12 protein-coding genes and 1 pseudogene are annotated in these 12540 nt (G+C 58.4%); 7 read left to right on the top strand and 6 right to left on the bottom strand.

What is annotated here, in order from left to right:
- Positions 1–602: 602 nt before the first annotated feature.
- Positions 603–893 carry a hypothetical protein gene (locus ACE10X_RS03430; RefSeq protein WP_011082854.1) on the top strand — a complete coding sequence of 97 codons (291 nt, stop codon included), beginning with the start codon at positions 603–605 and terminating at the stop codon, positions 891–893.
- 156 nt (positions 894–1049) lie between these two features.
- Positions 1050–2159, top strand: a complete 1110-nt coding sequence (locus ACE10X_RS03425; protein WP_011082855.1) for an IS630-like element ISBj5 family transposase — start codon at positions 1050–1052, stop codon at positions 2157–2159.
- Between the two features lie 491 nt (positions 2160–2650).
- Here ACE10X_RS03425 and ACE10X_RS03420 read toward each other — a convergent pair whose 3' ends face one another.
- Together ACE10X_RS03420 and ACE10X_RS03415 are read right to left on the bottom strand one after the other, a co-directional pair.
- Positions 2651–2791 carry a hypothetical protein gene (locus tag ACE10X_RS03420; protein ID WP_016841328.1) on the bottom strand — a complete coding sequence of 47 codons (141 nt, stop codon included), beginning with the start codon at positions 2789–2791 and terminating at the stop codon, positions 2651–2653.
- Positions 2792–2834: 43 nt separating this feature from the next.
- Positions 2835–3059, bottom strand: a pseudogene (locus ACE10X_RS03415) (ATP-binding protein); the annotation flags it as partial.
- A 318-nt stretch (positions 3060–3377) separates the two neighbouring features.
- Between ACE10X_RS03415 and ACE10X_RS03410 the strand changes: the two are divergent.
- Positions 3378–3803: a hypothetical protein gene (locus ACE10X_RS03410; RefSeq protein WP_223153801.1), complete on the top strand. Its 426-nt coding sequence runs from the start codon at positions 3378–3380 to the stop codon at positions 3801–3803.
- On the opposite strand, the gene ACE10X_RS03405 is transcribed toward ACE10X_RS03410, so the two are convergent.
- Both ACE10X_RS03405 and ACE10X_RS03400 read right to left on the bottom strand, forming a co-directional pair.
- Positions 3804–5564, bottom strand: coding sequence for an oleate hydratase (locus tag ACE10X_RS03405; RefSeq protein WP_011082857.1), 1761 nt, complete (start codon positions 5562–5564; stop codon positions 3804–3806).
- Between the two features lie 45 nt (positions 5565–5609).
- Entirely contained in the window at positions 5610–6368 is a 759-nt protein-coding gene (locus tag ACE10X_RS03400; protein WP_011082858.1) for a glucose 1-dehydrogenase, read from the bottom strand.
- 1182 nt (positions 6369–7550) lie between these two features.
- Here ACE10X_RS03400 and ACE10X_RS03395 point away from each other — a divergent pair.
- The 4 genes from ACE10X_RS03395 (at position 7551) to ACE10X_RS03380 (ending at position 10055) form a co-directional block, all read left to right on the top strand.
- A complete protein-coding gene (locus ACE10X_RS03395; RefSeq protein WP_011082860.1) occupies positions 7551–8393 on the top strand; it encodes an acetoacetate decarboxylase family protein in 843 nt (280 codons plus the stop codon).
- Positions 8394–8489: 96 nt separating this feature from the next.
- Positions 8490–8777 (top strand): hypothetical protein, encoded by a 288-nt coding sequence (locus ACE10X_RS03390; protein WP_011082861.1) that lies wholly within the window; start codon positions 8490–8492, stop codon positions 8775–8777.
- Positions 8778–8869: 92 nt separating this feature from the next.
- A complete protein-coding gene (locus ACE10X_RS03385; RefSeq protein ID WP_375764046.1) occupies positions 8870–9262 on the top strand; it encodes a recombinase family protein in 393 nt (130 codons plus the stop codon).
- Positions 9263–9284: 22 nt separating this feature from the next.
- Positions 9285–10055 carry a recombinase family protein gene (locus tag ACE10X_RS03380; RefSeq protein ID WP_375764045.1) on the top strand — a complete coding sequence of 257 codons (771 nt, stop codon included), beginning with the start codon at positions 9285–9287 and terminating at the stop codon, positions 10053–10055.
- A gap of 17 nt (positions 10056–10072) precedes the next feature.
- Here ACE10X_RS03380 and istB read toward each other — a convergent pair whose 3' ends face one another.
- Both istB and istA read right to left on the bottom strand, forming a co-directional pair.
- A complete protein-coding gene (gene istB / locus ACE10X_RS03375; protein WP_016842034.1) occupies positions 10073–10882 on the bottom strand; it encodes an IS21-like element ISBj11 family helper ATPase IstB in 810 nt (269 codons plus the stop codon).
- Positions 10879–12429, bottom strand: a complete 1551-nt coding sequence (gene istA, locus ACE10X_RS03370; RefSeq protein WP_080586188.1) for an IS21-like element ISBj11 family transposase — start codon at positions 12427–12429, stop codon at positions 10879–10881. Before istA ends, istB begins: the two co-directional genes overlap by 4 nt.
- Positions 12430–12540 lie beyond the last annotated feature (111 nt).

Below are 12540 nucleotides of genomic sequence, written 5' to 3'. Positions count from 1 at the left end.
CAAGCAACGCGGCTACCATTTAACGGCTTCGTTTGGCAAGCACGATGACGGCGCGGCTGACCTGAATTAGCAGCATCGGCGTCAGGCTGTAGCCCGCGACAATGCTCCACATCGTGAGCGTCGGTGGCAGACGTGGAAGACCTCTGTCATCGGCGGCCAGTAGAGAGGGACTGCGAGCAGAGGGCCGTACAGGCCGAGCGCAGCCAGACCCATGGATTGCGCGTGAACTCGTTGAAAACGGTACCGGAGCGGCTGCTGCGCATGGCGACGACGCGCCAGAGTTGTGCGAATGCGACGGCGAGGAATGTGGTGGTGACTATGGCCTCGCCCGTCCAGCCGGGCCGAAACCGCCAGTGTCCCCGCGGTTCTCGCGCTTACGAAGGAAGGCCTCATATCCCTCCGGGTCAACCTCCTTCAGGCGGTTCAGCGCGCGCTTAGCTTCCAGATCGGCGGACTTGCTATGACGCTGTTTGATCTTTTTACTTTTGCTTCCATCTCTGCGAGCTGTCCCGTTGCTGTTGGTACACTCTCGGGTATTGTCTCGAGCTTCGCGCTTGGTCGCGTCTCTTCGAGGCCTTCGACGCACCGATTGGGATGACGAGATGCTGCGGCTCGAATTGAACGACCTTCTCGAAGGTGGGTTTGAGCCGCTCGACGATCTGCACGAGGCCGTCCAGGCGCTGCTCGACCATCCGCGGCGGCGGCGGCGGCGGCTCCGGCGGCCTGCTGCCCGCAGGGCTGATCCAAGCGACCAAGTTTGCATCGTCGCTGTTGAAATGGTTGAAGTCGAGTCGACGTCAGCATCGTCACCTCCGGAGACGTCGGCGTCGCGGCACCGGAAGCTCTGGCAGTATTCCGAGAACGGCACGATCCCCGGCACCGACGACACCTAGCAAGGGATCGACTGCATGGCCCATCCTTCCGCGCAAACGCTCGGGTACCCACGCTAGTAGCCGTGTGCGAGCAGTAACGCCGTCGTGGTCTAGTCATCTGGAACGGAAGTTCGTGACATTAGTTGATCGCTCGGATCTCTAGAGAGGAGAGCGCTCGTGGCGAATGCAGGTGTGAAAGGCCGGCCGATCGCGCCGTTGGTGCTGAGTTCGCAGGAGCGGGCGTACTTGGAGAGGCAAGTTCGTCGTCATCGTGTAGCCCGATCGCTATCTGAGCGATGCCGCGCGATCCTGCGGTGTGCAGTTGGTCTGCCAAGCAAGTCTGTGGCTGCCGAACTTGGCATCCATGAACACACCGTCGGCAAGTGGCGCCGCCGATTCTTGAAGGATCGTTGTGATGGCCTGCTTGACGAAGCCCGCCCGGGCCGCCCTCGAACCATCGACGATGATCAGGTTGCCGAGGTAATCGAGCGGACATTGCGTACGACGCCGCCCGACGCAACGCACTGGTCGATCCGCTCGATGGCTGCGGATACTGGCTTTTCTCACACCACGATCCGCCGAATGTGGACGGCGTTCGGCTTGCAGCCGCACCGCAGCCAGACATTTAAACTATCGAGCGATCCGCTATTCGTCGATAAGGTGCGCGATATTGTCGGGCTTTATCTGTCGCCGCCTAACCGAGCCGTTGTCCTCAGTGTCGATGAGAAAAGCCAGATCCAGGCACTCGATCGCGAGCAGCCGGTCTTGCCGATGATGCCTGGGGTGCCGGAACGTCGCACGCATAGCTATGTGCGGCATGGTACGACCACGCTGTTTGCCGCGCTCGATGTCGCTTCCGGCTTCGTCATTGGCAAATGCTACAAGCGCCATCGGGCGCTCGAGTTCTTGAAGTTTCTCAAAGAGATCGACGCTCAAATCCCTGAGGGGCTCGCTGTCCATATCGTCATGGACAACTACGCTACCCACAAGACCCCCAAGATTAAAGCGTGGCTCGCTCGCCGGCCGCACTATCATGTCCACTTCACGCCGACTTCCGCGTCGTGGATCAATCAGATCGAGCGCTGGTTCGCTGAACTCACCAGAAAGCAGATCCGGCGAGGTGTTCACACCTCCGTCAGGCAGCTCGAAGCCGACATCCGTACCTTCATCGAATTGCACAACAACAACCCGAAGCCCTTCAAATGGACCAAGTCCGCAGACCAGATCTTGGCTTCCGTCAAACGCTTTTGCCACAAAGCCCAGCAGACTCTATGTGGCGAACTTTAGATTCATGTGACTAGCTGCTGTTGTTAGTTGGTAAACTCACCGCCGTTTGTCGTGCTGGTGATTGCAACGCCGTTAACGCATGTTGTCAACAGCCGTTAACGTAAGCGGATCAACTTTCCGGACACGATGCAACCGCAGGCATAAATACACGTTCGTCTGCCTATTTTATAAGGCAGGCCGATCGTCGCAGCCAAAAACCTTTCCGAACATCGAATAGCGGCGAACAAGCGTAAACATCGACACGCACTGCTTTTGGCGACAATCAAAACGACCATCGACTCGTGCTCGTGACGATGACGAACGATGGTCAATCAAGCCACATCGGCATGGGATTCTGAGGAGGTGTCGCTTCTGCAATGCATGTGGAGCGCGGGCCACTCGGTGTCTGCGAGGGGTGGCGATGCGTATCTCGCAACGCCATCATCGGCAAGGTCAAGCGCATGAGAGCTCGCCGAGGCCAAGCAACGCAACAGGGACAAACGACGGCAAAGTCAGCAGCAGTCGCTATCGACTTTGATCCGGCGCTCGTGCAGGAGATGCTCGCCAAGATCGATGGCTATCACGCCGATCTCGCATCCGAACGCGGTTCGTCGATGGCGCGGTGTCGCAACATCCGCGATGTCGATCAGCAACGTCTACAAGGAAGTCAAAGCGCGGAGCTCATCGGCAACCCAACCATCGGCCGTCGCCCCGCGCGAGGGCAAGCGCCTCGAACAGCCGCGGCAGCCGCTGACAGAGCACGGAGCGGTTGTCGCGGCAGGCCTTGTGGCCCAAGGCGCAAGCAATCCAGCTCTTGCAGACGCCGGTCGGGCCGATGATGAGCAGGTTCTGATGCCGGTCGATCCACTCGCCGGCGACGAGCTTTTGGAACAGCGGCTTGTCGAGCCCGCGCGGCGCCTTCATGTCGATAGTCGATCCAGTCCCAATTGATCTTGCCGGCGTGCTGAACCAGTTCGTGCTCCATGTTGATGACCTGCTTGAGCCTGGCCCGGAACAGATCACCTTCGTCCGTCGCCTTCGGCTTCTTCGGTCGCATCGGCTCCTCCCGATACGAGCGCCGAATCATGCCGTGCGATTCGAGGGAATCTCAAACTGCAAATTGCAGGTTCCGAGCTACCGCACTGTCAAAGCCTGCAATCACAAAATCGCCGCAGCCGAAAAACAACGACTCCAGATCAGCCCCTTACCTGTTCTTCACGGACGACTAAGGAGGCACGGATGAATCGATCCATGAGTCAAAAACCAGGCGCACGCTTTACCGAGAAGCAGGGCCATTATCTGGCGTTCATCTATACCTATTCGCACATGTCCGGACGGCCACCCGCCGAATCCTGCATCCCCAGAAGCATCGAAGTCCTTGTGCCGCCAGAAAACTTGCCTATCCTAAGCTGGCCGGTATCAAACCATCAAGATCACTGTGACGAGCCACTAGCTAGTTTCGCCCTCACCTCGTGGCAAGAGGTTAATCGGATGCGTGTGGCGAGAATAACATCAAGCCGAAAGAACACCGAATTCCAGAGTACGCCTAAAGGTTGCCTGGAAGATCGGCGCGAACGTTTGATCCGCGCCTTGGCGAGTCCGAGCCGTCACGGCGCAGGACAGCGCTTCTCTATCCGAGCGAAGCCGCAGCGTCCGCTGCCTTAATCACCTCAGGTGATATTTATTGAGTAGTTCGCCAAGCTCAGTCGCTTCAATCTTTTTTAGAATGAGCTCGCGCAGGAACGCAGGTCCCGGGATCTCAATTTCATTGCCGTCGCGCAGTCTACCCATTGCTGCAAGCAGCTTGCGAATATCATAGGTCGAGTTGAATACCTCGGGCACGCCACGTTCAATCTTGAGGAGGATATACACGGCTTCCATCGCGGTCCGAACGGAGTATTCCGTCGTGAAGATACAATCCCGTTCACCCGACTCCGCGAACTGGCCGATGAAGGCGAAATTGACCGCATCTTTCGGCACAACATCTGGCCGGTCGCCCGCCTGCCGCGGCATGAAGAAGGAAGTGACGTAGGGCATCATCACCGGGACCGTCTTGGCGGCCCCAGCGGCGAGTTCCGGTATACTCGCAACCGGCACACCGAGGTGATAAAGCCATTCTTGCGTGATTTCCTCGCCCGTACAATCTTGCATCGGTTTCCTCACGTAGTCGCCGGCTTTATCGACGAATAGCGAATAGACCCAGACGACGACTTGATCGCTGGGCTGGCGCTTGAAATGCGGCTGGCGATTTGTGGTCCAACTGAGCAACCAGCTCGAATCTTTCACCGTAACGATGCCTCCTGTGACAACCTTGCCGCTGAACGGATCGCGTTTGGCGATCTTGCGGATGTATGCTGGAATGCGTTTGTCCAGGGTCGTGATCGTCGCCGATTCCCATTTGCTTGCAGGAATATTGCCGCAAAAGACATTTGGGCGTCCAAAGGCCGCATCTTTGGCCGCAATACGCCGCCACAGATCCCAGGCGGGCGCCGGTCCTTCGTTGAGCCTGGCGGCCGTGTGATGGTCCCCCATGTCCGAGTTTTCGGTCAGCGACCCGATCGTCATGAAAACAAGATCGTCGGCGCCAATAATGAGACTGCCCTCAATGCCATTCTCCAGCCAGCGGATGGCTGTGGCTTGCTTGCGGCCACGCTTTATGTCGAAATCGATATCGGTGACTCCGACCCCGTAGCGAAAGTTGACGCCTTGCGCCAACAGCCATTTGGATAACGGCAGAACGAGCGATTCATATTGATTGTATTTGGTAAACTTCAGCGTACTGAAATCCGGCAGGCCGCCGATATGGTGGATGAATCGATGCAGATAAAGTTTCATCTCGAGGGCTGAATGCCATTCTTCAAAGGCGAACATGGTCCGCCAATAGAGCCAGAAATTGCTGTTGAAGAAATCTCTTCCGAACACTTCGTCGATGCGCTTGGTCTCCATCTGCTTACGAGTGGCAAGAAAAAGGGCAATCAGCTCTTTCTGGGCCTGTTCGCTCAGTGTGAAGAGGCCATCGGTATGGGCATCCTGCCCCTGCTTCACCGTCGCCCGCCGTAGTGTGTAGTTCGGATCATCCTTGTTCAGCCAGTAAAACTCATCGAGCACGCTGGCGCCTTCAAGTTCGAGCGATGGGATCGAACGAAACAGATCCCAGAGACACTCGAAATGATCCTCCATCTCTCTACCACCTCGAATCACGAATCCCCTTTCCGGATCCTGACAACCGTCCAACGCGCCCCCCGGAACCGTCTGTCGTTCGAGGATGGTGATACGGTCGCCACGCAACTGCCCGTCGCGGATCAAGAAGGCCGCGCCGGAGAGCGCAGCCAACCCCGAACCAACGAACCATGCTGTCTTGCTATCCACGCCGGCGGGTTTGCGGGGCCGAGCAAAAGCTTCGTAATTTCCACTGGTGTAATACATCGCGACATTCGATCTCGTTTGATGTGACAATCCGTCCGCTGATAGTCAGAAGATGTTTTCGACCGCCTGACCCTTCTGCGGGACGCCGATCGTCAGACCGCCATCGACGACGATTTCGGAGCCGGTAAGATAAGAGGACTCGTCGCTAAGCAGGAACAAGACTGCCTGTGACACTTCCTGCGGCTCGGCTGGCCGCGCGAGCGGAATTGGAAAACTGGAAAGATCGATGTTCTCTGTCATCCGAGTGTTGATGAAGCCCGGATGGATAGAGTTTATGCGAACGCCGGACGCGGCGGCCTCCAAGGCAGCGGACTTCGTTATGCCCCGCACGCCGAACTTGGAAGCAACATAGGCGTGAAGCCCAGGACTACCCCTCATCCCCTCGACCGACGAGATGTTGACGATCGAGCCTCCGCCCGCGCGGCGCATCGCAGGTAGGGCAGTCTGCATTCCCAAGAATACACCGGTGAGATTGACAGCCAGGGTCTTCTCCCACTGCTCGAGCGGGAACCGCTCGATGGGAGCCATACTCGCTATGCCTGCATTGTTGACGAGGCCGTGCACCGCGCCGAACTTGCCCTCCGCAGCCGCAATCGCCTGGCACCATTCCCCTGGCTGAGCGACGTCTTGACGCACATAGATCGCGGATGGGCCAAGTTCGGCCGCGAAAGTCGCTCCTTCATTGTCAAGAATATCGGTGATCACGACTTTCGCGCCCTCGGCTACCAGCAGGCGCGCATGAGCGGCCCCCATCCCTTGAGCCCCGCCGGTTACCAAAATGACTTTTTCGCTCACACGTCCCATAACTCTTGGTTCCCTCGATCAGTGGCGGTGCAGGGGTTTTCAGCATCAAAAAGGATGACGGGCGTGTTGATCAAAATGGTTGAGAACGAGCATTGAAAGTCGGGCAAGCCAAGAGTTGCGGTCTGCACCACGCCCCGGACTCTTGGCGATCTGCCCTCTGCTACGTATCATCTTTGATTCCCAAAGCCTGTGCGCAGTACCCGTGTAAATTGGCGCTAAAGCACTTCGATAACGATTTCACGTCGCGAACATGCTTCCGCCGCTCAGGCGTTAGCCATCCTTTGGATTATTGCATTGGCTTTGCCGAACTACCCCGCCTTCTAGACGCCGACAATTTGCGACCGAATTTCCTCCGGTTTCGGAGATAGGATCGGTACCCGCGAGCGGAGCGATACCGGTGCCGAACGGTGCTGAGCTCCTTGTGGATCGAAAAGTGGGGCGCAGAACGCATGAGGTTCTCCTTAGTCTTGCGAATTGGAGTATCCATTCCGTGCAATCGGCGCGCCGAGACTCTGATGGGAAGTCAGCCTCACGTGACTCTTGCACAGGCGCCGGAGGTCTTCCGACTCTCCACCGAGACGGCGATGTCAGGGCCTGCGTTTTCGACCATGCGCAGCGACAATGTTACGCTGATCTGGTTTAATCGAGGCTGTTGCGAAAACTCGTGAGAGAGCCTCATCGACTTTCTGTCCGGATACTTGATCATGTCGGGCTTTCGACATCGCGTCGTCAATCGGACAAGCGAGGAAGGCAACAGAACAAGGGTCGAAAGTTGTCGGGTCACTCGTACCCAATTTGACGTCAGCCAGTGAGCCGTATAAACCGCACGAGGTGCCTGGCATCGACGTTGCATAACGACTGATAGACAAATAGGAATCACCCACTCGCCTTGACGTCATCATCGGTGAGCAGGCTCCGCCGGAATGGATGCACAATCAGGCGCATCCGGCAGCACAGGACAGCTGCCGGCTTCTAGAATGGAAAAGGTCAAGCGTGTCGGATGTTTTCGGATCGTTTAATCCGGCGGATTGAGGTGCAAGGCGCAGAAACGGCACTGCGGCCTCGCGTAGCGAAGATCGCTATCACCGGATCGATGTGCCGCACGGACTACCGAACCCACATCGCTGCCAGCGCAGTACAGTCGCTTCAGGGGCGCTTCAACAACCGGAGAGGCGCGGTGAGATGAATAGCTCAATCTCCAACCGCGCGAATTGTTCTGAGATCAAGGAGGATGCGATGCCCGACGTCAAAGGCATTCCGCTTGATGCGCCTCTTTACCATGGGGGCAAAAATCGTGGCGGTGCGTTTCTCGGCTGCCAAGCCATAAACCTTATGTTCAGCGTGGGGCACGAGGCGAATTGTTTATTGCCGAAGGAACTAGCACCTGCAGCAAACCCTGCAATCGCCATTGTGGGGGTCGCGAGCTATCGCTCAAGCACTGTCGGGCCATACTTGGAGTGCTATTCAGGAATTCAAGTTCGTGATCCCGACGGCGAGACTGGCTACTACATCCCTTACATTTACGTGACGGTAAATGATGCAGCTCTCGCCTCGGGACGAGAGGTTCTTGGTGCTCCAAAAAAGCTGGCGCACATTAGACTGATCAGAGAAGGCGGTCTAATTCAGGGTACGCTCGAGCGTCCGAAAGGCAAGCGCCTGCTGACCCTTACCGCTCAACCAGACGAGCGCATGAGCTCGGATTCGCGGCAGATGTATTCTGCGCGGACGAATTTCTACTCGGTTCGGCAGCTGCCGCCCATCATTGAGTCCGGGAAGGGAGAGGTCACGCAACTCGTCAAATGGTGTACGGACCGAACGTTGCGACGCGACGAGCGTGGCGAAGAAGTTCTATTTACTGGACCAACCTCCCTAACTTACGACTCCCCCTCGATTATCGATCCCGTGCACAACTTGACAGTTGGCCAAGCCCTGCTCGGCACATACGAGGAGTATGACGCAAGGCTCGAGGCCATTGATATCCTTTCGGAGGAATCAAACCCGGTAAACGATGATCGACGAGCTTGAAGAATTCATCCAATCCTAAATTGCTGCCAGCGCTGTCGGTTTGCCAGCTGACGGGCGGTATGTGGGGTTCACCTCCCCGGCGACTCATTCTGGAAGATGGTCGACAAGGCCGGCTTCAAGACCCACGTCTACAACAAGAATAGCGGCAATAAGGAGAAGAAGGCCGACGTGGCGATCGCCACAGCCATGATGGATGGGCGTTCAACATCATCGACAAGGACAACGACGATATCCTGCTGGTTGCCTCGTCAGAAGCAGACGAAAGAGCTGCGCCGGACATGTCGGCTACGGGCCCAAAAGCGCAAACCCGCATTTCTCTGCAGCTCGCTTCGCCCGCCGCAACGTGCTTTCAAGAAAAACGACATAGCAGTTGACTCTTTCTGAATACACTTTCCGATGGCGCGGACTTGATGATGCGCCTAAATGGTTTGCGATGCGCAATACAGCGCGGCGCGATATAGCCGCGGGGAGGCAACATGGGGAACACCCTTGTTGTACACGCGAAACGTCTGCCTCAGTCGCAGAAAGCGCGACGGGCGGCGCAGTATGTCCGCATGTCGACGGATTACCAGCAATACTCGATTGAGAATCAGGCAGTGGTCATCGCGACCTACGCCGAACTTCACAAGCTAACCATCGTCCACACCTATCGTGACGAGGGAGAAAGCGGCCTCAGAATCGAAAACCGGGGGGGCCTTACCGAACTGGTTGAAGACGTGCAATCGGGACGCGCTGACTTCGCTCATCTGCTTGTCTTCGACGTGAGCCGATGGGGACGCTTTCAGGACGTTGGAGAGCGCGCACTACGAGTTCATCTGCCGCAGGGCGGGCGTCGAGGTTGCTTATTGCGCGGAGCAATTCGACAATGACGGAAGCCTTCTCGCCAGCATCATGAAGAATATTAAGAGAGTGATGGCGGCTGAGTTCAGTCGGGAACTCTCCGCCAAAGTTTTCGCAGGGTCAGTCCGGCTGACGCATCGCGGCTTCAAAATGGGCGGCCCTACGGCTTACGCGTTCCAACGACGTCTCGTCGACGATCAATGCAGACCGAAGGGCATTTTAACGATCGGCCAGCGCAAATCTTTGCTTACCGACCATGTCAAGCTCATCCCCGGTGCGCCCGATCAAGTCGAGATCGTGAATTGGATTCTCCACGAATATCTCCGTCACAAATCGCAGGCCACCATTGCCCGAGAGCTCAACCAGCGAGGGATCTTGAATAGCCAGGGAAGACCGTGGCTTGGAAAGGCTGTCGGTGACCTCCTCCGGAACGAAGCTTATATCGGCGTTCTGACCTACAATCGCAAAAGCAGAAAACTTGGCGCCAAGGTGACGCGCAACCCAAGGGAGCTCTGGATCAGAAAAGAGAATGCCATCGAACCTATCGTCCATCGCGACGCATTCCGGCGCGCGCAAAAGATTATGGGTGAGGGGCGCGTCAGCATTCCCGAAGAGGAAATGTTGCTTCGGCTCCGTAAGGTCCTGATGAAGAAAGGCAAGCTTAGTAAGACGATTATCAATTCAAGTCCGGGACTGCCGTCCATGTCTATAGCGCGACGATCTGGGTCGGAAGAGCGCGGCGATCAGGATGGCGAGTCAGTGTCGCGGCGCGATGATGATCGCCGCGATGATTGTCGCGCGCAAGAGTTTTGTTTGCTTTGATTGTCGCGGAGCGTCAATCAAGCGAGCGTTTTTTGTGTCGCGTGCTCCGGTGGCCGCCCTGGACCACGCTTTCGCTCGAGGGCAGTCCGCCTGCGATAGCTCTCGACGTTCATCTCGACGATGGTGGCGTGGTGAACAAGGCGATCGATCGCCGCGAGGGTCATAGCTGGGTCCGGAAAGACCTTGTTCCATTCTCCAAAGGGCTGATTGGCGGTGATCAGCAAAGAGCGTCGCTCGTAGCGTGCGCTGATGAGCTCGAACAGCACACTGGTCTCGGCCTGGTCCTTGGTGACATAGGCAAGATCGTCAAGGATAACGAGATCGAAGCGATCGAGGCGGTTGATGGCACCCTCGAGGTTGAGTTCGCGGCGCGCCACCTGGAGCTTCTGCACGAGATCGGTGGTGCGGGTGAAGAGGACGCGCCATCCGTTCTCGATGAGAGCCAAGCCGATTGCTGCTGCCAAGTGACTCTTGCCGCCACCGGGCGGACCAAACAGCAGCAGATTGGCGCCCTTGTTCAACCAGCCGTCGCCGGCGGCGAGCGCGGTCATTTGCGCCTTGGAGATCATCGGTACGGCTTCGAAGTCGAAGCTGTCAAAGGTCTTTCCGGTGGGCAGCCGCGCCTCGACGAGATGGCGCTCGATGCGGCGACGGCTGCGTTCAGCGATCTCGTGCTCTGCAATGGTGGCGAGGAAGCGCGCCGCCGGCCAGCCTTCCTTATCGGACTGCTCGGCAAATTGCGGCCACAGCACCTTGATGGCGGGCAGCCGCAGCTCGTTGAGCAACAGATTGAGGCGCGCGGTGTCGACTACGTTGGTTGTGCTCATGCGGCACCTCCGATCTCGGCAGTACCGATGAGGCATTCATAGGTGGCGAGCGGTGCGAGGCGCACCACGACGTTCGGCATCTGGGCGGGATCCGGGGCGAAGTGAGTACGTAGCCGGTTGAGGTCGGGCAGCCGGCCGTCGTTCAGGTCGGCCGTGAGCTGATCGGCGAGTTCGGCCTCGCAACCGCGCTCATGGGCGAGTGCGAGGAGATCGACCATGATCCGGCAGGCCTTCTTGTCCGGTAAGCGTTTGCGCAAGACGTCGAAGGCTCGGCGGTAAGCTTCCCGGGGGAACAGCTGGTCGCGGTAGACCAGGTTGAGGAGCGCCATCGGCTTGCGCCGCAAGGAATGGATCACGTGCCGATAATCGACGACCTGATCGTGCTTGCCATTGGGATGCGGCCGCCCGCGCGGCAAGGTGAGGAGATGCGTGCCGCCGACAAACACGTCGAGGTGATCGTCATACAGGCGCACCCGCAGCCGATGGCCGATCAAGCGCGACGGCACCGTGTAGAACACCTTGCGCAAGGTGAAGCCGCCGGACGATGTCACGTGGACGATCACCTCTTCATAGTCCGACGTGCGGCGGTCCGGCAGATCCTGAAGTGCGGTACGTTCGCTGTCGATCCGCTTGGCGTTGCGGGCATTGCGGCGGCTGACGATCTCATCGATGAAGCCACGATAGGCAGCGAGATCGTCGAAGTCGGCGGTGCCACGCAGCAACAGCGCGTCGCCGACCGCCCGCTTGAGATGGCCATGCGAACTCTCGATCGCCCCGTTCTCGTGGGCGATGCCACGATTGTTGCGGGAGGGGCGCATGCCGTAATGGGCACAGAGGTCTTCGTATCGCCGCGTCAGATCGTCTTTGGCGTCGCGGTCGAGATTGCAAAAGGCGGCCGACAGGCTGTCGGTGCGATGCTCCCGTGGCGCTCCACCGAGTGACCACAAGGCATTCTGCAGGCCTTCGGCCAGAGCGATGAAGCTCTCACCGCCGAGCACGACATGGGCGTGCTCAAACCCGGAATAGGCCAGCCGGAAGTGATAGAGACGATGGTCGAGCGGCACGCCCGCGATCGTGACACCCAATTCGCCCATGTCGGTGAAGTCGGACAGGCCGCGCTGACCGGGTTCGTGGGTCTGCCGGAAGATGACCTCCTGCTCCTCGCCGTGGATCGCCCGCCAGGCCCGGATCCGGCGCTCCAGCGTGCGACGGATGCCGGCGCCGAGCTCAGGATGGCGTCGGAGCAACTCCTCGAAGATCGTGACCGGCCGCACACCGGGGGCGGCCTTCAGCATCGGCACGATCTCTGTCTCAAATACGCGGGCCAAGGGATCTGGCCGGCGACGGCCGCGAGGAGCCTTCTTCTGCGACGGAAGGCGTCGATCCTGCTCGATCCGGTAAGCGGTCGAGGTGCTGAACGACGCCTTGGCGGCGGCCACGGGCGGGCTATCGGTCTGACGGTACTTCATGTAGAGCCTCATTTGGTGATCGGTAATGTGTCGGCCTGGCACGCGAGTGATTCCTCTTGGCGGAAGAACCACTTGCATAACCAGCCGGCCGCGATCACCAGTCGGCGCGGTCCGCTGTGGATCGCGCCGACGCCGGGCTCGTAACTCCGGTCGGGCTACGCCCTCCCTGCGTCACGAGCCCGGCGTAGC

The sequence above is a fragment of the Bradyrhizobium sp. Pha-3 genome, from assembly GCF_042258325.1.
Lineage (GTDB): Bacteria > Pseudomonadota > Alphaproteobacteria > Rhizobiales > Xanthobacteraceae > Bradyrhizobium > Bradyrhizobium elkanii.
The sequence above is the reverse complement of the archived record's forward strand: the minus strand, read 5'-3'. Positions and strand labels throughout refer to the sequence as shown.

Excerpts from the sequence above, each read along its gene's own strand:
- ACE10X_RS03405 (WP_011082857.1), bottom strand. The coding sequence starts at position 5,564 with ATGTATTACACCAGTGGAAATTACGAAGCTTTTGCTCGGCCCCGCAAA.
- ACE10X_RS03390 (WP_011082861.1), top strand. The coding sequence starts at position 8,490 with ATGGTCGACAAGGCCGGCTTCAAGACCCACGTCTACAACAAGAATAGC.
- ACE10X_RS03430 (WP_011082854.1), top strand. The coding sequence starts at position 603 with ATGCTGCGGCTCGAATTGAACGACCTTCTCGAAGGTGGGTTTGAGCCG.
- istA (WP_080586188.1), bottom strand. The coding sequence starts at position 12,429 with ATGCAAGTGGTTCTTCCGCCAAGAGGAATCACTCGCGTGCCAGGCCGA.
- ACE10X_RS03395 (WP_011082860.1), top strand. The coding sequence starts at position 7,551 with ATGAATAGCTCAATCTCCAACCGCGCGAATTGTTCTGAGATCAAGGAG.
- istB (WP_016842034.1), bottom strand. The coding sequence starts at position 10,882 with ATGAGCACAACCAACGTAGTCGACACCGCGCGCCTCAATCTGTTGCTC.
- ACE10X_RS03410 (WP_223153801.1), top strand. The coding sequence starts at position 3,378 with ATGAATCGATCCATGAGTCAAAAACCAGGCGCACGCTTTACCGAGAAG.
- ACE10X_RS03385 (WP_375764046.1), top strand. The coding sequence starts at position 8,870 with ATGGGGAACACCCTTGTTGTACACGCGAAACGTCTGCCTCAGTCGCAG.
- ACE10X_RS03380 (WP_375764045.1), top strand. The coding sequence starts at position 9,285 with ATGAAGAATATTAAGAGAGTGATGGCGGCTGAGTTCAGTCGGGAACTC.
- ACE10X_RS03400 (WP_011082858.1), bottom strand. The coding sequence starts at position 6,368 with ATGGGACGTGTGAGCGAAAAAGTCATTTTGGTAACCGGCGGGGCTCAA.